Source organism: Ralstonia soli (genome assembly GCF_023955655.1).
GTDB lineage: Bacteria > Pseudomonadota > Gammaproteobacteria > Burkholderiales > Burkholderiaceae > Ralstonia > Ralstonia soli.
Genome location: NZ_JAMXHT010000006.1, coordinates 127,896 through 148,565, shown reverse-complemented (window position 1 = coordinate 148,565; position 20,670 = coordinate 127,896). Strand labels below are relative to the sequence as shown.

Sequence of the window (20,670 nt, the reverse complement as noted above, 5' to 3'; positions counted from 1 at the left end):
CCATGAACACCCTGCGCGAGCACTGGCAAGCGCTGTGGACGGCGGTCGGGTATTTCACCCGCATCCCCGTGCCGGCGTCGGTCGGGTTCTCGCAGGCCGGACTGAACCGCGCAGCGCGCTACTTTCCGCTGATCGGCTGGTTGGTGGGCGCAGTGGCGGCTGCGGTGTACTGGCTGGTGTCGCGCACCGTGCCTGCACCGGGCGTGGCCGTGGCCGCATCGATGGTGGCCACGCTGCTGCTGACCGGTGCCTTCCATGAAGACGGCCTGGCCGATTGTGCCGATGGCTTCGGTGGCGGCTACACGCCCGAAGACCGGCTGCGCATCATGCACGACTCGCGCATCGGCGCGTTCGGGGCGATTGCCGTGTGCATGGCGCTGCTGCTCAAGTGGCAACTGCTGACGGCCATGGCGCCGCACGGCGTTGCCATCCTGGTTGCCATGGTGGCCGCCCACGCCGCAAGCCGCGCGGCGGCCGTCAGCTACCTGCTCACGCACGACTATGTGCGCGCCGAGGGCAAGGCCAAGCCCGTTGCACAACGCATGCGTTGGAGCGACGCGCTGTGGGCCGGCGTATTCGGCATCGTGCCGCTGCTGTGGTTCGGGCCGGTGTGCGCAGCGCTCGTTGTGGCGGGATTGATCGTGGTGCGCTGGCTGCTGGGCCGCTACTTCGTGCGCCGCATCGGCGGCATCACGGGCGACTGTCTGGGCATGGCGCAGCAGGTGTTCGAGTTGTTGATCCTGTGGGGATTGCTGGCATGGACATCATCCTGATCCGCCACGCGCGGCCTGCCATGACGGCCGGTCTCTGCTATGGCCGCACCGATCTGGCACTCGATTCGCCGATGGACCCGGACCCCTCCGCCATCGTCGAAAAGCTCGCCGCCCATACCCCGCAACGCTTGCTGGCGAGCCCGCTGCAGCGCAGCCGTCTGACGGCCGAAGCCATGGCGCAAGCGGCGCCGCTGCCCGCCATCGAGGTCGAGGCGCACTTGATGGAGCTCGATTTCGGCACCTGGGAGGGCTGCCGGTGGGACGACATCCCGCGTGCGGAAGTCGACCGCTGGGCGCGTGACCTCGTGCATGGCAATCCGCATGGCGGGGAATCGGCGGCGGATTTGCTGGCGCGCGTGACGGCCTGGGCCGATGCGACGGTAGCCACCCAGGCATCGTGCGTCTGGGCCGTCACGCACGCGGGTTGCATGCGCGCGCTTGCGGCCCATTGGCTGCAGCGCCCGCTGGCCGACACGCTGCAATGGCCGCTGCAATGGGGCGGTGCCTGCGGCTTTCGCGTGCGGCCCGATGCGCCGGGCTCCTTGCCGGTGCTGTTGTTCTGGAACCGGTGATGCGCTGAGCCTCGACGCCGGCTCTCCAAGACCCGATGTTGGTGCTCCGAGACCCGATCTCGATGCTTAAAGACGCGACACCGATACTCAAGGACTCGCTGCCGGCACGTCGAGAGCCAGTGCCGACGCTTTGAGAGCCGACATTGGCCGCCCTGGAATGCCAAGCTGGCTCTCCGAGCCCCGAGGTTGACGTTCTGAGCCCCGCTGCTGGCTCTCCGAGAGTCAAAGCGGGTGCCTGGAGATTCGAAGCTGGCTCTCAGAGCCCCGAGGTTGACGCTCTGAGCCCCGCTGCTGGCTCTCCGAGAGTCAAAGCGGGTGCCTGGAGACTCGAAGCTGGCTCTCAGAGACCCGAGGTCGATGCTCCGAGCTTCGCTGCGGACTCTCCGGGAGTCATCGCTGGTGCTCAGAGGCCCAAAGCCGGCGCTCAACGACCCGCAGGCGATGCTGCGAGCCCCGACCCTAGCGTCCTACAGTGGCCTGCTGCCCCAGGCGCCGCGTGCGCGCCTGCTCCAGGTCTTCGCACAGCAGCGTGGCTGCGTCGACCAGGCGCGGGCCGAAGCGGTTGATGAGGTCGCCGTTGATGGTGAACAGGTTGCCGCGCTGCACGGCCAGCAATTGCGGCCAGCGCTTCCATGCATCGAGCGTGTCAATGGGGCGGTTGCCCTGCGTGGCGCCCATGCTTGCGGTCAGCAGCACTTCGGGGTTGGCCGCGATGACGGCTTCCATCGACACGGTCGGCACCAGCAGCGGCTCGCCCGCAAACACGTTGCGGCCGCCGCACAGCGCGAGCATGTCGGAGAAGATGTGCTGGCCGTTGAGTGTCATCAGCGGCTGTTCCCACACCTGATAGAACACGGGCACCGGCGGCCGGCTGGCATAGCGTTGGCGCAGCGCATCGACGCGCTGGCGGAATTGCTGGGCGGCATCGTGCGCGCTGGCGCGGGTGTCGAGCAGCGTGCCCAGCGTTTCAATCGAGCGCGGAATGTCGCTCATGCGGTGCGGCTCGGAGAAGTACAGCGGAATCCCCAGTGCGCGCAGCCGGTCGATCTGCTTTTGTGCGTTGCCGTGGCGCCAGACCACCACGAGGTCGGGCTTGAGCGCGGCGATGCGCTCCAGGTCCAGCGAGCGGTTGTCGCCCACGTGCGGAATGTCGCGCGCGGGCGGCGGGTAGTCGCTGTAGGCCACCGTGCCGACGATGCGCGGGCCGCCGCCGGCCGCGAACAGCAGCTCCGTCGCGTGCGGCGCAAGGCTGACAATGCGCTGCGCCGGGCGCTGCAGCGTGACGGTGGCGCCGGTGTCGTCGGTCACGGAGATGGCGGCGCGTGCCGGGGCAGCGGCAGCCAGCGCGGCAAGACCGAGCGCGCACAGGCAATGTGCAAGACGGGGCAGACAAGCGGTCATCGGGGGGAGCGGTTCAAGCGGAAGGCGAAACGGATGCTAACGCATCGGCAAGGCGCTGCCATCCGGTTTCATCGGGAGGCAAGCCAAAGCGCACACCCGGCAGGCCGGGCAGCGTCGGCAGGTCGAACAGGCGCGTCCAGATGCCCGCGCGGGCGAGCCCGGCATGCAGCGCGTGTGCGCGCGGCGTGGGCGCCCAGGCAAATAACGGCGTGGCAGTGTTCGGCAAGCCGTGGTGATCGAGCAACGCCGACAGCCGCCTGCCCGCCTGCTGCAGATGCGAGCGGGTGGTTGCCTGCCAGGCGGTATCCGCCAGCGCCGCACGCACGGCGGCGCGGGCCGGGCCGTTGACGGTCCAGTGCCCCAGTGCCTCGCGCAGCGCGGCCAGCAACTCGGGCGCCGCCAGCGTGAAGCCGATGCGCGCGCCCGCCAATCCGTAGAACTTGCCGATCGAGCGCAGCACGACGAGGCCCGGTGCACCGGCCAAGGGGGCGAGCGTCGGGCCATTGTCGAACGCTTCGATGAATGCCTCGTCCACGATCAAGGTGCCGCCGCGCGCGTGCAGCCGCGCATGCCAGTCACGCAGCGTTTCGGCCGGCAGCAGGCGTGCGGTCGGGTTGTTGGGGTTGACGACGACGAGGTGCCGCACGTCATCGGGCAGGTCGCCCAGGAAGGCCGCTTCAGGCAGCAGAACGACGTCGTGACCGGCACGCGCAAAGGCGGGCGCGTATTCGCTGTAGCCGATCTGCGCAATGCCCACACGTCCATGTGGCCCGTGCGGCAACAGATGCGGCAGCGTGCGGATGGCCGCTTGCGAGCCCGCAACGGCCAGCACCGCACGGACATCGCGCACGCCGTAATGCGCGGCGGCCTGCGCTTCGAGGCCGTCGTCTTCGGGCAGGCGCAGCCAGGCCTCGGGCGGGATCGTCGGGATGGGATAGCCGTTCGGGTTGATGCCGGTGGAGAGGTCCAGCCAGCCGTCGGAAGGCTCGCCGTAAAGCACGCGTGCCGCCATCACGTTGCCGCCGTGGACGATGCCGCTCATGACAGACTCTGCGTTGCTGCTGCGATGAGCGCCAGCACGCCCAGCCACAGCCACAACGTGCGCGAGACCAGCGTCAGCGCACGCGTGATGTCGGCCGCGGTTGCGCGGTCGCCGGTGCCGAGCGGCGGGCGTGCCTCGTCCACGCCTTCGTAGCGCGCCGCGCCGCCAAGCCGCACGCGCAGGCTGCCCGCGCCGGCGGCCATGACCGGGCCCGCGTTGGGGCTCGACCAGTGCGGCGCCTGCGTGCGCCAGCAGCGCAGGGCATCGGCGGTGTGGCCCACGGTCTGGCCAAGTACGGCATAGCTCATCGCCGTGAGCCGTGCGGGTATCCAGTTCAATCCGTCGTCGATGCGCGCGGCTGCCCAGCCGAAGCCGGCAAAGCGTGCATTGCGATAGCCCCACATGGCGTCAAGCGTATTGGCCAGTCGGTACAGCACCACGCCCGGCGCGCCGGCGACCACCATCCAGAACAGCGGCGCGAAGATGGCGTCGCTGCCGTTTTCCAGCGCGGATTCCACGGCGGCGCGGGCGATAGGTTCGTCGGCCGCGTCAGACAGGTCGCGCGAGACGATGCGCGAGGCGAGCGCGCGTGCGCGGGGCAGATCAGCATCGCGCAGGGCCAGCGCTATCGGCGCGATGTGGTCATGCAGGCTGCGTGCGCCGATGGCGAAGTAGAGCGCGACAGCATCCAGCACCACCACCAGCCACGGCGAGGCAGTACGCGCCACGGCGGCAAGCCACGCCGTCAGCAGCACGAACGGCAACACGGTGATTGCCCATGCGATGAGGCCGACGATGCGCGAGCGCGCCAGCGCGGCCGGTCTGCGGTTCATGGCGTGTTCAATGGCAGTGGCGATGCGCCCGAAGCCGACCAGCGGATGCCAGCGTGGCACCTCGCCGAAGCGCCGGTCGAGCAGCACGCCTGCGAGCGCGGCCAGTGCAACGAGCGACCATCCCAGGTCGCCTACGCCGCCGGTCGGGACGCTCACGATGCGGTGCCGAGGGCCGGCCCCTTGACCACCATCGGAATGCCGGCCACCAGCAGGTGCACGTTGTCGGCCAGGGCGGCGAGGCGCTGGTTCAGCCGGCCCAGTTCGTCGACGTAGAAACGTGTGACGGCGCCCATCGGCACCACGCCCAGGCCGATCTCGTTGCTCACGAGGATGACCTCGCCGGGCAGCAGCGGCAGGGCGGTGAGCAGCGCGTCGATTTCGGTGGTCCACGCGGCGGGCGGGGTGATGAGGCCGGTGTCGGGGTATTCGTGGTGCTCGCCGGGCTCGCCAAAGAGCAGGTTGTTCAGCCACAGCGTGACGCAATCGACCAGTACACAGCCGCCGTGCTGGGCGTGCGTGTAGAGCGCCTCGGCCAAGCGCACGGGCTCTTCGACGAGCCCCCAGGTGCCAGGGCGGCGCGCGCGGTGCAGGGCCACACGCAGCTGCATTTCTTCGTCGCCTTCACCCGCGGTGGCGATGTACGTGACGGGCCCCGCGCATTGCAGCGCGAGTTGTTCGGCGTGGTGGCTCTTGCCCGAGCGGGCACCACCGAGGACGAGTGTGAGACGGCGTGACATCCGTGCATTCTAGCGAGGCTGCACAAGGCCGGGTGCGATAATCCGCGCATGTCAAAGCTCCCTTTTTCCGTGCTGCCGAATGGGCTACGGGGCACGCTCATGATCCAGGGCACCACGTCTGACGCCGGCAAGAGCACGCTGGTGGCGGGGCTGTGCCGCGTTGCCCATCGCGCCGGCGTGCGCGTGGCGCCGTTCAAGCCACAGAACATGGCGCTCAACAGCGCCGTCACCGCAGACGGCGGCGAAATCGGCCGCGCGCAGGCACTGCAGGCCCAGGCCGCGGGCGTCGCCCCCACGGTCGACATGAACCCCGTGCTGCTCAAGCCCAACAGCGACACCGGCGCGCAGATCATCATCCACGGCCAGCCGCGCTGCGATCTCGACGCCCGCGCGTATCACGCGTACAAGCCGACCGCGATGGCCGCCGTGCTCGAATCGCACACGCGTCTGCGCGCACAGTACGACCTCGTGCTCGTGGAAGGCGCCGGCAGCCCCGCCGAGGTGAACCTGCGCGACCGCGACATCGCCAACATGGGCTTTGCGGAGGCGGTGGATTGTCCCGTGGTGCTCGTCGCCGATATCGACCGCGGCGGCGTGTTCGCACACCTGATCGGCACGCTTGCGTGTTTGTCGGAGAGCGAGCGCGCGCGCGTGGCGGGCTTCGTCATCAACCGGTTTCGCGGCGACATCTCGCTGCTCACGCCCGGCCTCGATTGGCTGACCGCGCAGACGGGCAAGCCGGTGTTCGGCGTGCTGCCGTATCTGCATGGCTTGCATCTCGATGCGGAAGATGCGGTGCAGACGGCGCAGCATGCGACCTCCGGCGATGCCCTGCGCGTGGTGATTCCGGTGCTGCCGCGCGTGTCGAACCACACCGATTTCGATGCGCTGCGCGCGCACCCGCAGGTGGATGTGCGCCTGGTCGGCCCGGGCCAACCCATTCCCCCGGCCGATCTCATCATCCTGCCGGGCAGCAAGAGCGTGCAGGCCGATCTCGCCTGGTTGCGCGCTCATGGCTGGGAGGCGGCCATCGCGCGGCACCTGCGTTACGGCGGCAAGCTGATCGGCATCTGCGGCGGCATGCAGATGCTGGGGCGGCGTCTGCATGATCCGCAGGGGCTGGAGGGCGCGCCCGGCAGCGTCGATGGGCTTGGCTATCTCGATTTCGAGACCACGCTGGCGGCGGCCAAGCAGTTACGGCAGGTACGCGGCACGCTGGTTGGGAAGGGGGCAGGCGATGCCGCCATCGACGGCTACGAAATCCACATGGGCGTGACGGAGGGGCCGGGCCTCGCGCGGCCCGCCGTGCGGCTCGACGACGGGCGTGCGGACGGCGCCATCTCTGCCGATGGGCAGATTCTCGCCACCTATCTGCACGGTTTGTTCGATGCCCCCGACGCCTGCCGCGCGCTGCTTGCCTGGGCCGGCGTGCGTGACGCACAGGCGCAAGACTACGCCGCCCTGCGCGAGGCGTCGCTCGAACGCCTTGCCGATACATGCGAGGCGCACCTCGATCTCGCCGCGCTGTTCGAGGCGCTCCAGCGTGCAGGCTGAGCCATAATTATCGGATACGCAGATCCGCCGAGTGATCGACTCGGCACTCAAACTCGATGAGCGCGAGGAGGCAGGCATGCCGGTGGCTGTTGTAGCGAATCCGAAGGGCGGCGTGGGCAAAACCACGCTGGCGACCAATCTGGCCGGCTACTTTGCCGCGCAAGACCACGCCGTGATGCTGGGCGATACCGATCGCCAGCAGTCCTCACGCGAGTGGCTGGCCCTGCGTCCCGAGACCGCCAAGCCGATCCGCACCTGGGAAATCAACGCCGACCACATCGCCAAGCCGCCCAAGGGCACCACGCACGTGGTACTCGACACCCCTGCCGGCCTGCATGGCTGGCGGCTGGGCGACCTCATCAAGATGGCCGGGCACGTGATCGTGCCGCTGCAGCCGTCGATGTTCGATATCCTGGCCACGCAAGCCTTCTTGCGCAAACTGGCTGATGAAAAGCCCGTCCGCCACGGCGAGGTCAAGCTGGGCGTGGTCGGCATGCGCGTGGATATGCGCACGCGTGCGGCGGAGCAGCTGCAGCGCTTCGTGCAGGGGCTTGATGTGCCGATCCTCGGCTATCTGCGCGATACCCAGAATTACGTGCAACTGGCCGCGCACGGCCTGACCCTGTGGGACGTGGCGCCCTCGCGCGTGGCGAAGGACGTGGAGCAGTGGAGCAGCATCCTAGACTGGTTGGGGGAAACGCCGCTGCAGACGGCAGCCGCTGACACCTCGGCGGCGGCATGAAAAAAGCCCGGCACAGGCCGGGCTTTTTGTTGGACGACGCGTCGCTCAAATTTCGAGGTTATCGATCAGGCGCGTCTTGCCGAGCTTGGCGGCCGTCAGCACCACCAGCGGCTCGCCGGCAGCGATGTTGTCGGGCGTCGGCATCTGCAGGTCGGAGCGGCGGCGCACGGCCACGTAATCGGGCTGCCAGCCGCGGCCGCGCAGGTACTCCATCGCCTTGTTGGTCACCTCTTCGTGCGAGGCCTGGCCTTGCAGCACGGTTTCCAGCACGTCCTGGCGCACCTGGTGCAGCGTACGGTACAGCTCGGGCGCTTCGGCACGTTCTTCGTTGGAGAGATACATGTTGCGCGATGACAGCGCCAGGCCGTCATCGGCGCGCACCGTCTCGGCGGGGATGATGTCCACCGGCAGTGCAAACTGATGGGCCATGCGGCGCACGATCATCAGCTGCTGGTAGTCCTTCTTGCCGAACACCGCCACGCGCGGCTGTACGGCGCAGAACAGCTTCATCACCACCGTACACACGCCCTTGAAGAAGCCGGGGCGGAATTCGCCTTCGAGCGTGTCGCCCAGGTCGTGCGGCGGGTCGACGCGGTACTCCTGCGGCTCGGGGTACATGTCGCGCTCGGTGGGCGCAAACAGCACGTACACGCCTTCCTTCTGCAGCTTCTCGATGTCGTCCTGCAGCGTGCGCGGGTACTTGTCGAAATCTTCGTTCGGACCGAACTGCAGGCGGTTCACGAAGATGGACGCTACCACCGGGTCGCCGTGCTGGCGTGCCAGACGCATCAGGCTCAGGTGGCCCTCATGCAGGTTGCCCATGGTCGGCACGAAGGCGACGCGGTTCTGGCCGCGCAGCTGGTCGCGCAACTCCTGGATCGACGAGATGACTTTCATAGTGGTTGTGTGATTCAGCCCGGGTCAGGTCGGACGAATTACGTCGGAGAATAGGCGAGGCGCACGTAAATGGGCGCGTACGGTTCGGCCTGCGTGATTTCGAGCAGCGATTCGCGCGAGAGCTCCAGCATGGCGACAAAGTTGACCACCACGATGGGCGCGCCCTTGCCGGACTGGATCGCTTCTTCGAACAGCTCGGTGAACTCCATGAACCGCGCGTGTTGCAGGCGGCGCAGGATCTGGCTCATGTGCTCGCGCACGGACAATTCTTCGCGCGAGATCTTGTGATGTTGCGTGAGCTTGGCCCGGCGCAGCACGTCGGCCCACGCCACGCGCAGGTCTTCAGTATCGACGTCGGGGTAGCGCGGCGCGAGGCTCTGCTCGATGTACACCTGCGCGCGCAGGAAGTCGCGGCCGAGCTGCGGCAGCGTGTCGAGCTTCTGCGCGGCCAGCTTCATCTGCTCATATTCGAGCAGGCGGCGTACCAGTTCGGCACGGGGGTCTTCGGGTTCTTCGCCGGAGTCGGTCTTCTTGACCGGCAGCAGCATGCGCGACTTGATCTCGATCAGCATGGCCGCCATCAGCAGGTATTCGGCGGCCAATTCGAGGTTGGTCGCGCGGATCTGCTCGATGTACGCCAGGTACTGCCGCGTGACCTGCGCCAGCGGAATGTCCAGCACATTGAAGTTCTGGCGCCGGATCAGGTACAGCAGCAAGTCCAGCGGCCCCTCAAACGCTTCGAGAAAGATCTCGAGCGCGTCAGGCGGGATGTAGAGATCCTGCGGGAGCTTGAACAGCGGCTCGCCGTACAGCCGCGCAAACGCGAGGCCGTCGACCTGCGCGGGCGTGGAATCCTGCTCGGGCGCCACGCTGGGCAGCTCGACGGGCAGCGGCAGCTTGTCCTGCGCGGTAGTGGTCATGCGGCGGTGGGCCTGGTGGGCTGAGGGCCGGTCGGCCGATCAGTCCAGCGAGTAGACGTACGGCTTTTGCGGCACGCGAGCGGATTTGGCGCGTGCGCGCTCTTCCAGGTCGATCGGGTCCTTGTCCCACAGCAGGGAGCGGCCCTGGCGCTGTTGCGCTTCCAGATCGGGCTTCTGGGTCTTGAGTTCTTCCAGGAACTGGGTGATCTCGGACTTGTACAGGGACATGGCAGTAAGTGATGTTGGATGACCTTGCCCCGCCCAGGACGTTCCCAGGCGGAAAACCGGCGCATTTTACCGTATTGGCCGGCGGGCACGGCGCCTGCGAGCAGCTTCGGATCGCTCTGAAAGGACGCCCGCGGCGCATTTTCGTGGGCACCCTGCAGGTTCGGTATGGTCAAATACGCCTTTCCTCGACTCGGCCGGCCCGTGGGTGCGGCGCCATTCTTGCCACGATGACCGGTCCTCGTCGCGCATTGCGACTGTCACGATCACGCTTCCGTTTTCTGGGTGTGCATGCTGCCGCGCTGGTGGCGGGCTTTGTCCTGTCCCTCGCCTGCGTGCCGGCTCGCGCCGAATATCAGGTCAAAATCGAGGCGCCCAAGGCGATCCGAGACCTGCTCGAGCGCCACCTGGACCTCTCGCGCTACAAAGACCGCAAGGACATCACCGAAGACCAGCTCCAGTACATGGTCGAGACCATTGGCGACCAGGTCACCAAGCTGACGGCCACCGAGGGCTACTTCGTGCCCAAGGCGACCGCGCAGCTGGAAGGCGCGCCTGACAAGCGCGTGGTGAACGTGAAGGTCGAACCGGGGCCGCGCACGACGATCGACAACGTGGCGCTCGACTTTACCGGCGCCATCACGCAGGACCCGAAGCGCATCGACGAGTTGAAAAAGGCCTGGGGCCTGCCGCACGGCGTGGCCTTTCGTCAGTCCGGCTGGGACAAGGCCAAGGACGATAGCCTGGCCGCGCTGCAGAGCAAACGTTATTACGCGGCCAAGCAGACGAACTCGCAGGCGCGTGTCGATCCGGACGAAAGCAAGGCGGACTTGTCGGTGGACTACGACAGCGGTCCCGCTTACACGCTGGGCCCGCTAGATGTGCAGGGCCTGTCGCGCTATCCGCGCAGCATCATCGAGCACGTGAACCCGCTGCGCGTGGGCGAGGACTACTCCGCTGATCGCCTGCAGTCGTTGCAGGCCGCCATCCAGGGGCAGCCGTATTTCTCCAACGCCATCGTCGACTTGGGCGACGACCCGAAAGACCCGGTCAATGCGCCGGTGCGCGTGCGCGTGCGGGAGTACCCGCCCAACCGCCTGACCAGCGGCGTGGGTTACGGCACGGATACGGGTGCCTCGGTGGAAGGGCGCTATCAGTATCTGAATCTGTTCAACAAGGCGTGGGTGGTCGACACCCAGGCGCGCCTCGAACAGCGTCGACAGTACCTGTTTGCCGGCGTGACGCTGCCGCCCGACGACAAGCAGTACGTCAACAGCATCTACAGCAGCATGGACCGCACCGACACCTCGGGTACCGATACGCGCAGCTACCGCGCCGGTTTCAAGCAGACACGCGTGCGCGGCATCTACGAGACGTCGTTCACCATCGATTTCTACTACGACGACCTGCGCCCCGACGGCGCCGAGCGCCAGCTGAGCAAGGCGCTGGTGCCCGGCTTTGCCTGGACGCGCCGCGACGTGGACGACCCGCTGTTCCCGCGCCGCGGCAACATCATCACCACGCAGATCGGCGCGGCGGTCAAGGGCGTGCTGACGGACCAGTCGTTCGTGCGCTCCTACAGCCGCATCCGTCAGTTCGTCCCGGTGGGGCAGCGCGACATCCTGGTGGCGCGCGGCGAACTGGGGGCGGTCATCACCAACGGCCCGGGTGACGGCGTTCCGGCCACGCTGCGCTTTCGCACGGGGGGCACGCAGTCGGTGCGCGGCTACGACTTCCAGAGCATCGGCAACACCGTCAACGGCAGTACGCTGCCGACCAAGTTCCTCGTGACCGGCGGGCTGGAATACCAGCGCTGGTTCCTGCCGCAATGGGGCGCCGCCGTGTTTTGGGACACCGGCACCGCCACCGACAACTGGTCGCAGCGCCGCTGGTTCAACGGTGTGGGCGTGGGCGTGCGCTGGAAGAGTCCGGTCGGGCCGATCCAGCTCGACCTGGGCTACGGCATCCAGGAGAAACAGTTCCGCCCGAGCGTGTCGCTGGGCATCGCATTTTGAATATGACGACGGCCGACTCGCAAACGCCTGACACGAACCCACCTGAAGCGCCTCGCCCGGCACGTCCCAAGCGGGGCTGGGGGCGCCGGACGCTGCGCTGGTTCGGGGGCTTGGTTGTGCTGGTGCTGGTGATTGTGCTGGTATCGGCCGGCTGGCTGCTCTGGGCCATCCATTCGCAGTCCGGCACGGCGCAGTTGTGGTCGCTGGCCACGCGCTTCGGCCATGCTTATGTGTCTGGCAAGCTGGACGGTGGCACGTTGCGCGAAGGCCTGTCGCTGCGCGATGTGCACGTACGTGCGGGCAGCACCGAGGTGCGCATCGATCATGTCGAGGGCCGCTGGGCGATCACACGCGGCCCATGGCATGCGCATTTCGCGTATCTGCGTGCCGGCAATATCGAGGTGATCCAGCATCCGACACCGCCGTCGCCGCCGAGTGGTCCGCCCACGTCTCTGGTGTTGCCGCTGGCGATCGATGTGGACCGGCTTGCCGTGGATCGTCTCGCCATCCGCGAGGGCACGTCGAGCACCGAGTTGAAGTCGATCGCCGGCAGCTTGCACACCGATGGCACGCATCACAACGTGATGCTCGACGGCATGGAGACGCCGGCCGGCAAGCTGACCGCCACGCTGCACATGACCGGCACGCGGCCGTATCCGCTCACCGGGGCCGCGACGCTGGCCACGCAGTTCGAGGCAGGAGGTGGGCAAAACAGGCAGAAGCAGGATGCGTCGGTGTCGGCGCAACTGTCGGGCTCGCTGGAGGCGCTGCATATCGACGCGACCGGCACCGGCGCCAAGCTCACCGCGCAGGCGCAGATCGACGCCACGCCGTTCGGCGCGTTGCCGCTGTCGCGGGCGGTGGTGTCGGCCGACCACGTGAACCCGCGCGCGTTTGCACCGGGTGCGCCGGAAGCGTCGCTCTCCATTCACGCCGACCTGCGCCCGGACGAACAGGCCAAGACGCTGACCGTGGCCGGCCCCATCCAGATCGACAACGCGCAGGCCGGTACCCTCGACAAGCAGAAGCTGCCGCTGCAATCGCTGCGCGCACAGGTTCGGCTGAACGAAGACGATCAGCAGCTCACCGGCCTGGACGTGCGTCTGCTGGGCGGCGCGCAACTGACGGGTGGCGCCGATGTGCAGAAGGGCCACGGCACGCTGCGCGTCGATGTGCACCAGCTCGACCTGCAGGCGGTGCATGCATCGCTGGAGAAGACGAAGCTCGGCGGCCCCATCACCGTCGATTTTGCGGGCGGTACGCAGCATGTGGCGCTCGATCTGGCCGGTGGCGACATGCGCGCGCAGGCGAAGGCTGTATTGGACGCAGCGCAGGTGGCGGTGGATAGCGCGCAGGTGTCGCTCGGCCGCTCGCGGCTGACGCTGGCGGGCACGCTCAAGCACGACGACGCGCAGTCGTTCGCCTTCAAAGGCAACTTGGCCGAGTTCGATCCGTCGCGGCTGGCGAAGGTGGCCAAGGGCCGCATCAACGCCGATTTCGATGCACGAGGCACGCTCGGCGAGCCGATCGACGCCGCCATCAAGTTTGCCGTGCGCAACAGCGAATATGCCGGCCTGCCGATGACCGGCGACGGCAACGTCCATCTGCGCAAGGTTGACGAACTGATGCGCCTGCTGCCCAGCGACGCGAAGCTCGACGTGGCCGGCAACAAGGCTAGCCTGCGTGGCAGTTTCGGCGCGGCAGGCGACCGCATGCACGTTGAGGTCGACGCGCCGCAGCTGGCGCGCCTGCAACTCGGCGTGAGTGGGGCGCTCAGCCTGTCCGGCGATGTGTCGGGCACGATCAAGCGGCCGCAGGTGGAGGCCACGTTCCGCGCCAACCAGCTTGCCTATCAGGGCAATAAGATCGACACCGCCAATGGCCGGGCGCAGATCCGCGACGGAATCGACGGCCCCTTGCTGCTTGAGCTGACCGCGCAGCGAGTGACAGGCCCGAGCCTGTCGTTGCGCGAGGTGCACGCCACGCTGGACGGCACGCGACGTGCCCACCGCTTCCGCGCCGATGCCGACGGCACTGTACGCAACCAGCCGTTCAAGTTTGCGCTGGCGGGTGATGGCGCGCTGACGCCGGGCAAGGACGGCGACGGCTGGGACGGCACGATCTCCACGCTCACGGCGCAAGGCGAGCCCAACCTGCAGCTCACGGCGCCGGTGCGAGTTTCGGTGGCACCGGGTCGCCTGATGGTGGGGCGCACCGATCTCACGCTGGACAAGACGCCCATCCATATCGAGCGTGTTGAATCGACCCGGGGCCACGTGCGCAGCGCCGGCCGCATCGACGGGCTGCAGATCGCACGCGTGCTGGAGCTCGTGCGCACCTGGACGGGCCAGGCGCCGCCGGTGCGGACCGACCTCGTCATCGATGGTCAATGGGATCTTGACCTCGGCAGCACAGCCATCGGCACGGCACGCATTGCCCGCCGCAGCGGCGATCTGTCGATCAACGCCGGGCGCGGCTTCACCCCGCTGGGCCTGACCGAGGCGACGGTGGAAGCGCAGGGCGAAGGCATGCGCCTCGCGCTGCGCGGCAACGTGCAATCCACCCGCGTCGGTAATCTGTATCTCGATGCAGGTGTCGGGCTCGTGCGCGATCCGGCGCCGGGTGCGCTGGCGCTGATGGCGCCCAACTCGCCGTTGTCGGGGGGGCTGACGATCAACCTGCCGCACCTCAAGAGCATCGGCGATCTGCTGGGGCCGGATGTGGCAACGGAAGGGCAGCTCGCCGCAAGCCTGACGTTTGCCGGCACGGTGGGCGCGCCCAAGGTGAGCGGCTTCCTGACCGGCCAGGACGTCGAGGTGGCGCTGTACGACCAGGGTATTCGTCTGACCGGCGGCGTTTTACGCGTGGCGCTGGATCAGAACGTCGTTGACCTGCAGCAGGTGGTGTTCCACGGCGGCGACGGCACCGTGCGTGCGCAGGGCCGCGTGCAGCTCGGCGAGGCGAATCCGAACCTCACCGGCTCCATCGTCGCCGACAAGCTGCAGCTCTTTGCCGATCCGGACCGCACGCTGGTGCTCTCGGGCCAGGCGCGCATCGCCAATGACAACGACCGCGTGGCCATCACGGGCAAGTTCAAGGTGGACCGTGGTCTCTTCGACCTGCCCAAGGATGGCGCCCCGGTACTCGGCGACGACGTGGTCATCGTGCGTCGCGCCGATGCCGCTCGCAACCAGGCCGAACGTGGCGTCAAGCGCGAGGAAAAGCCCGCCGGCCGCTTCAGCCCGATCGTCGATATCGACGTCGACTTTGGCGACAACTTCCGCTTCAAGGGCGCGGGCGCCGACCTGTCGCTCGGCGGCCAGATGCATGTGCACAGCGAACCCCTGGTGCCCCTGCGCGGCACGGGCACGATCTACGTGCGTCCGGGCAGCACCTACGAGGCGTTCGGCCGCAAGCTCGCCATCGACCAGGGCGTGCTGAACTTCATCGGGCCGATCAATAATCCTTCGTTCAACATCATCGCCATGCGTCGCAACCAGGAAGTCGAGGCAGGCGTGCAGGTGACCGGCACCGTGCGCCAGCCGCGCGTGAAGCTCGTCTCCGAGCCCAACGTGCCCGATGAGGACAAGCTCTCGTGGCTGATGTTCGGCTACAGCGCGTCCAACGCGGGCCTCGGCCAGCAGCAGGCGATGTCCGGCGCGGCGCTCGGTCTGCTGGGCAACGTGGCGGGCAAGAACGTGGCGCGACGCTTCGGGCTCGACGAGTTCTCGATCGGGCCGTCCACCGCCGGCCTGACTGACCCGCAGGTGGTGAGCCTGGGCAAGGCGATCTCGGAGCGCATCACGGTCGGTTACGAGCAGAGCCTGTCGACGGCCGATTCGATCGTCAAGCTGACGTGGCAATTCTCACGGCGCTGGTCGGTCGTGGCGCGCGGCGGCACAATCAACGGGGCATCGGTGCTGTTCAACAAGCGTTGGTAATCGGTGGATCCGGCTGCCAGAATGGCGACGGATACATGTTCCAACCAAGGGGGTTTCATGCCGCATCGTCAACTGGCACAAGTGGGGGTCACCATGGGGATTCTGGCGTCGTTGCTCGGCCTGTTCGGCTGCGATCAGCAGAAGGTTGATCAGGCGGTCGATCGCGCCGGGGACGCGGCCAAACGGGTATGGCAATCGGCCAAGCCCGACAACCTGCTGTTCAAGGGCATCGTCGCTGGGCAGTCCACCGAGGACGATGTGAGGGCCACCGCGGGGCAGCCCGAGATGATCTGGGAGAGCGAGGGCGGCACGCGGCAACTGGAATATCCGCGCGGGCCGGAAGGGACTTCAACGTGGATGGTGACGATCGGCCCCGACGGTCGCGTACAGAAAATCGATCAGGTACTGACCGCCGAGAATTTTGGCCGTGTACGGGTTGGGCAGACCAAGGACGACATCCGCCGGATGCTTGGTAAGCCCGGCAAGGTGGAAGCGTTCAAGCTGAAACAGGAAGAGGTCTGGGGCTACAAATGGATGGAAAGCCCGACGGAGAAGGCGTTCTTCAATGTCCACTTCGGGCCGGACGGGCGGGTTACGACCACTTCCCGTAGCGATAATCGGTTGAACGGAGCCTGACCGCGTGCCGACTCAGTGGCGCGTCAAAAGACAAAGGCCAACCCCGTGGGGTTGGCCTTGCTGTTTCTGGCGTGGCTTAGGTGATCAACGCACGCGCATGCCCGGAACGGCTCCGGAGTGTGGCTCAAGAATGTAAAGACCCGGTTGAGTCTTCTCATCCGCAGCCGAAGCCGCCAGCACCATCCCCTCCGACATCCCGAACTTCATCTTCCGCGGCGCGAGGTTGGCCACCATCACGGTCAGCTTGCCCACGAGGTCTTCCGGTGCATACGCCGATTGAATGCCCGAGAACACATTGCGCGTCTGACCTTCACCCACATCCAGCGTGAGTTGCAGCAGCTTGTTCGAGCCCTCTACGCGTTGGCAGGCCACGATCTTGGCGACACGCAGATCAATCTTCGCGAAGTCGTCGATGGTGATGGTCTCGGCCATCGGCTCGATGGTGGCAGCACCATTGCCCGCAGCAACCGGAGTATCCGCTGTGGCCTGCAGCGATTGGCGATTGGCTTCGACCAATGCATCCACCTGCTTCTTGTCCACACGCGTCATCAGGTGCGAGTACGGCTGGATCGGCTTGGCCGATGACAGCTGCGAGTCAATCGCGCGCCACGTCAGCGGCTCGACATTGAGGAACGCCTCGATGCGCTCGACCGTGGTCGGCAGGATCGGCTTGAGGTACACGGCCAGCAGGCGGAACGCTTCCAGTGCGACTGAGCACGCGGCGTGCAGCTTCTCGCGGTTGGCTTCGTCCTTGGCGAGGTCCCACGGCTTTTCGGTGTCGACGAACGCGTTGACGGCATCGGCCTGTTCCATCACTGCACGCAGCGCCTTGCTGTATTCGCGCTTCTCGTACAGGTCGGCAATCTGCGGGGCGGCTTCGCGCAGTTGCACCATCAGCGGATGGCCCAGGGCGGTGTCATTTACGCGGCCCTCGAAGCGCTTGACCAGGAAGCCCGCCGAGCGGCTGGCAATGTTGACGAACTTGCCCACCAGATCGCTGTTCACGCGGGCGATGAAGTCATCCAGGTTCAGGTCCAGGTCTTCCATCGTCGCGTTGAGCTTTGCGGCGAAGTAGTAGCGCAGCCATTCCGGGTTCAGGCCCGTGTCGATGTAGCTCTGCGCTGTGATGAAGGTGCCGCGCGACTTGCTCATCTTCGCGCCGTCCACGGTCAGGAAGCCGTGCGCGAACACGTTGGTCGGCGTGCGGTGGCCCGAGAACTTGAGCATCGCCGGCCAGAACAGTGTGTGGAAATACAGGATGTCCTTGCCGATGAAGTGGTACTGCTCGGTGGTCGAATGTTCGTTGATCCACGCGTCGAAATCGAGGCCGAGCTTTGCGCTCAGGTTCTTGAAGCTGGCGTAGTAGCCGACCGGCGCATCCAACCACACATAGAAGTACTTGCCCGGTGCGCCTGGAATCTCAAAGCCGAAGTACGGCGCATCGCGCGAGATATCCCAGTCCGACAGCTTGGCTTCACCTTCGTCGCCGAGCCATTCGCGCATCTTGTTGGTGGCTTCCGGCTGGGCCAGGTCTGCCACCCACTCGCGCAGGAAGGTTTCGCAGCGCGGGTCGGACAGCTTGAAGAAGTAGTGCTCCGACGACTTGCGCACCGGCGTCGCCCCCGACACCACGGAGTACGGGTTCTTCAGATCGGTCGGCTGGTAGGTCGCGCCGCACACTTCGCACGAATCGCCGTATTGGTCTTTCGCGCCGCACTTTGGGCACTCGCCCTTGATGAAGCGGTCCGGCAGGAACATCTCCTTGACCGGGTCGTAGAACTGCTCGACCTCGCGCACGTCGATCAGGCCGGCGTCCTTGAGTTTGAGGTAGACGCTCTGGCAGAGCGCCTTGTTCTCTTCGGAGTCGGTGCTGTAGTAGTTGTCGAACGAGATCAGGAAGTTGTCGAAATCACGCTTGTGCTCCGTCCAGACGCGTTCGATCAGCTGGCGCGGGGTCAGGCCTTCCTTCTCGGCGCGCAGCATGACAGGCGTACCGTGGGTGTCGTCGGCGCCCACGTAGTAGGTCTCATGCCCACGCATGCGCTGAAAGCGCACCCAGATATCGGTCTGGATGTACTCGACCAGGTGGCCGATGTGGATCGGCCCGTTGGCATAGGGCAGGGCGGAAGTGACGAGGATGCGACGTTCGGACATGGGCGGGCCAGAAAAGTGCGGGCGGGCCGCAAACAGGGGGCGGCGCGCGGAGAAACGCATATTTTACCGCGCCCGGCGGCGGCAGGCCGGTCACAAGTGAATGCCTGGGATGGCAGAACGACCATGTGCGTCACGATGCCGCGCATGGCGTGACCCCCAAAAAAAAAAGCGCCGGTCAGTGCCGGCGCAGCTTTCCACAACGGAAAAGGAGGAGAAATCAGGTACCGCCCGGGAGGTCAGCCACGCATCGCGAGCCAGCAACGTGTGGCAAGCGGCACCTGTTTTCTATGACAGGGTTACCCCTGGATAGGTTTCAAATAAATTTCGACGCGGCGATTTTGTGCGCGCCCGGCCTCGGTTGCGTTGTCGGCAACCGGCTGCGTTTGTCCGCGGCCTTCAGCCGAGAGGCGGTTGCGGGCGACCCCACGGTCGGTCAGATAGCCCGCCACGCTCTGGGCGCGCTTTTGCGACAGCGTCATGTTGTAGCTGGCGTTGCCGGTGCTGTCCGTGTGGCCGACCACGTTGGCGGCCAGCTCCGGATGCTGCGTCAGTGTTTGGGCCACGCTATCCAGCGGGCCGCGGAACGATGGCTTGATCACCGCGCTGTCGGTATCGAAGGACACCTGGCTCGGGATGTTCAGCTTGAGTGAGCCATCGGGCTGCTCCGAAATTTGCGTGCCTGTGCCAGCGGTGTCGCCGGCCAGTTTGGACTTGATGGCATTCCAGTTGTAGCCGGCGGCCGCACCGGTTGCCGCACCGATTGCGCCACCAATGGCTGCACCGCGGCCGTTGCCGACCAGCGCGCCGATGCCGGCACCAACCGCCGCGCCGACGCCCGTGCCCACGGCAGTCTGGTTCTGCTGCTCAGTGGCGCAGCCGGCGGCCAGCAGTGCGACGAGCGAGACGGAAATAAGCTTGGCTTTCATGAGTTCTCCTTCGAGATAACAGGTCGGTTCTTGTGTGGTTTGCCGATAACCGGAGCGACCGAGGGATATTTAGGGGGAATCGGCCGAACAGGGCGCCGGGCAAATACAATAGCAAATCAGCACATAGAGTGGCGGATGGATTGCAAAGTTCACGCGGCGCCACTGTTGGCCTGTCCCCCATTCGCATTAGATTTGTGGAGCAAATGTTGAGCGTAACCGTCGAACAGATCACCGAAGCCCTGCGCGGCGTGGTGGATCCCAATACCGAGCGTGACCTTGTGTCCTCCAAGTCGGTGCGCAACATCCGTGTCGATGGCGGCCAGGTGTCGCTCGATGTGGAGCTCGGCTATCCGGCCAAGAGCCAGTTTGAGCCGATCCGCAAGCTGGTGATCGGCGCGCTGCGCCAGGTGCAAGGTGTCGAAAATGTGAGCGTGCAGGTGTCGATGAAGATCGTCGCGCACGCGGTGCAGCGCGGTGTGCACCTGATGCCGAATGTGAAGAACATCATCGCCGTGGCCTCGGGCAAGGGCGGGGTGGGCAAGTCGACCACCGCCGTGAACCTGGCCTTGGCGCTGGCCGCCGAGGGCGCCAATGTCGGCATTCTGGATGCGGATATCTATGGCCCGAGCCAGCCGATGATGCTGGGCATCCAGGGCCAGCCCGAATCCGCCGACGGCAAGACGATGGAGCCGATGGAAGGCCACGGCCTGCAGGCCAACTCGATCGGCTTCCTCATCGAGCAGGACAACCCAATGGTCTGGCGCGGCCCGATGGTCACGTCCGCGCTGGAGCAGCTGCTCAAGCAGACCAACTGGCGCGATCTGGATTACCTCATCGTCGACATGCCGCCGGGCACGGGTGACATCCAGCTTACGCTGTCGCAGAAGGTGCCCGTGACGGGCGCGGTGATCGTCACCACACCGCAGGACATTGCGCTGCTCGACGCCAAGAAGGGCCTGAAGATGTTCGAGAAGGTGGGCATTCCCATCATCGGCGTGGTCGAGAACATGGCGGTGTACTGCTGCCCGAACTGCGGCCACACCGAGCACATCTTCGGCGCGGGCGGCGGCGAGAAGATGTGCGCGCAGTACGGCGTGCCGTTCCTGGGCAGCCTGCCGCTGAACCTGTCCATTCGCGAGCAGGCCGATTCGGGCCGCCCGACCGTGGTGGCCGACCCGGATGGCGCGATTGCCGGCGTCTACAAGCAGATCGCGCGCCGCGTCGCCATTGCCGTGGCCGAAAAGGCCAAGGACATGACGAGCAAGTTCCCGTCGATCGTCGTCCAGAACACGTAAGCGCAAC

At 66.5% G+C, this 20,670-nt stretch carries 17 protein-coding genes; 8 read left to right on the top strand and 9 right to left on the bottom strand.

What is annotated here, in order from left to right; translation table 11 throughout:
* Window positions 1-2: 2 nt before the first annotated feature.
* Both NG900_RS16595 and cobC read left to right on the top strand, forming a co-directional pair.
* Complete coding sequence (locus NG900_RS16595; RefSeq protein WP_252682458.1) at window positions 3-773, top strand: adenosylcobinamide-GDP ribazoletransferase; 771 nt, start codon at window positions 3-5, stop codon at window positions 771-773.
* Window positions 758-1,345, top strand: coding sequence for an alpha-ribazole phosphatase (gene cobC / locus NG900_RS16590; protein WP_252682456.1), 588 nt, complete (start codon window positions 758-760; stop codon window positions 1,343-1,345). The genes NG900_RS16595 and cobC overlap by 16 nt, the downstream gene beginning before the upstream one ends.
* A gap of 459 nt (window positions 1,346-1,804) precedes the next feature.
* On the opposite strand, the gene NG900_RS16585 is transcribed toward cobC, so the two are convergent.
* The 4 genes from NG900_RS16585 to cobU are packed head-to-tail and all read right to left on the bottom strand — an operon-like array spanning window position 1,805 to window position 5,358.
* On the bottom strand, window positions 1,805-2,746 hold the full coding sequence (locus NG900_RS16585) for a cobalamin-binding protein (protein WP_252682454.1): 942 nt from the start codon (window positions 2,744-2,746) through the stop codon (window positions 1,805-1,807).
* A 13-nt stretch (window positions 2,747-2,759) separates the two neighbouring features.
* Complete coding sequence (cobD, locus tag NG900_RS16580; protein ID WP_252682452.1) at window positions 2,760-3,788, bottom strand: threonine-phosphate decarboxylase CobD; 1,029 nt, start codon at window positions 3,786-3,788, stop codon at window positions 2,760-2,762.
* Window positions 3,785-4,777 carry an adenosylcobinamide-phosphate synthase CbiB gene (gene cbiB / locus NG900_RS16575; protein WP_252682450.1) on the bottom strand — a complete coding sequence of 331 codons (993 nt, stop codon included), beginning with the start codon at window positions 4,775-4,777 and terminating at the stop codon, window positions 3,785-3,787. The genes cobD and cbiB overlap by 4 nt, the downstream gene beginning before the upstream one ends.
* Window positions 4,774-5,358: a bifunctional adenosylcobinamide kinase/adenosylcobinamide-phosphate guanylyltransferase gene (cobU, locus tag NG900_RS16570; protein WP_252682448.1), complete on the bottom strand. Its 585-nt coding sequence runs from the start codon at window positions 5,356-5,358 to the stop codon at window positions 4,774-4,776. Before cobU ends, cbiB begins: the two co-directional genes overlap by 4 nt.
* A 48-nt stretch (window positions 5,359-5,406) precedes the next feature.
* On the opposite strand from cobU, the gene NG900_RS16565 reads away from it, so the two are divergent.
* Both NG900_RS16565 and NG900_RS16560 read left to right on the top strand, forming a co-directional pair.
* Window positions 5,407-6,912: a cobyric acid synthase gene (locus tag NG900_RS16565; protein WP_252682446.1), complete on the top strand. Its 1,506-nt coding sequence runs from the start codon at window positions 5,407-5,409 to the stop codon at window positions 6,910-6,912.
* A gap of 76 nt (window positions 6,913-6,988) precedes the next feature.
* Window positions 6,989-7,654, top strand: coding sequence for a ParA family protein (locus NG900_RS16560; RefSeq protein WP_252682444.1), 666 nt, complete (start codon window positions 6,989-6,991; stop codon window positions 7,652-7,654).
* Window positions 7,655-7,699: 45 nt separating this feature from the next.
* Here the strand turns inward: NG900_RS16560 and panC are convergent, their stop codons facing one another.
* Genes panC through NG900_RS16545 form a run of 3 tightly spaced genes read right to left on the bottom strand, consistent with a single transcriptional unit; the run spans window position 7,700 to window position 9,699 of the window.
* Complete coding sequence (gene panC / locus NG900_RS16555; protein ID WP_252682441.1) at window positions 7,700-8,551, bottom strand: pantoate--beta-alanine ligase; 852 nt, start codon at window positions 8,549-8,551, stop codon at window positions 7,700-7,702.
* Window positions 8,552-8,589: 38 nt separating this feature from the next.
* Entirely contained in the window at window positions 8,590-9,471 is an 882-nt protein-coding gene (locus NG900_RS16550) for a segregation and condensation protein A (protein ID WP_252682440.1), read from the bottom strand.
* 39 nt (window positions 9,472-9,510) lie between these two features.
* Entirely contained in the window at window positions 9,511-9,699 is a 189-nt protein-coding gene (locus NG900_RS16545; protein ID WP_252682438.1) for a DUF3460 family protein, read from the bottom strand.
* A 227-nt stretch (window positions 9,700-9,926) separates the two neighbouring features.
* Here NG900_RS16545 and NG900_RS16540 point away from each other — a divergent pair, with 227 nt between their 5' ends.
* From NG900_RS16540 to NG900_RS16530, 3 genes are all read left to right on the top strand, one after another.
* Window positions 9,927-11,711, top strand: coding sequence for an autotransporter assembly complex protein TamA (locus tag NG900_RS16540; RefSeq protein ID WP_252682436.1), 1,785 nt, complete (start codon window positions 9,927-9,929; stop codon window positions 11,709-11,711).
* A gap of 2 nt (window positions 11,712-11,713) precedes the next feature.
* Window positions 11,714-15,652 carry a translocation/assembly module TamB domain-containing protein gene (locus NG900_RS16535; RefSeq protein ID WP_252682434.1) on the top strand — a complete coding sequence of 1,313 codons (3,939 nt, stop codon included), beginning with the start codon at window positions 11,714-11,716 and terminating at the stop codon, window positions 15,650-15,652.
* A 93-nt stretch (window positions 15,653-15,745) separates the two neighbouring features.
* Window positions 15,746-16,288 (top strand): hypothetical protein, encoded by a 543-nt coding sequence (locus tag NG900_RS16530; protein ID WP_252682832.1) that lies wholly within the window; start codon window positions 15,746-15,748, stop codon window positions 16,286-16,288.
* Between the two features lie 84 nt (window positions 16,289-16,372).
* Here the strand turns inward: NG900_RS16530 and metG are convergent, their stop codons facing one another.
* Window positions 16,373-18,442 (bottom strand): methionine--tRNA ligase, encoded by a 2,070-nt coding sequence (gene metG, locus NG900_RS16525; RefSeq protein ID WP_252682432.1) that lies wholly within the window; start codon window positions 18,440-18,442, stop codon window positions 16,373-16,375.
* A 296-nt stretch (window positions 18,443-18,738) separates the two neighbouring features.
* Window positions 18,739-19,368, bottom strand: a complete 630-nt coding sequence (locus NG900_RS16520; RefSeq protein WP_252682429.1) for a YiaD family glycine zipper/OmpA-like lipoprotein — start codon at window positions 19,366-19,368, stop codon at window positions 18,739-18,741.
* A 206-nt stretch (window positions 19,369-19,574) separates the two neighbouring features.
* Here NG900_RS16520 and apbC point away from each other — a divergent pair, with 206 nt between their 5' ends.
* Complete coding sequence (gene apbC, locus NG900_RS16515) at window positions 19,575-20,663, top strand: iron-sulfur cluster carrier protein ApbC (RefSeq protein ID WP_252682831.1); 1,089 nt, start codon at window positions 19,575-19,577, stop codon at window positions 20,661-20,663.
* Window positions 20,664-20,670: the final 7 nt, after the last annotated feature.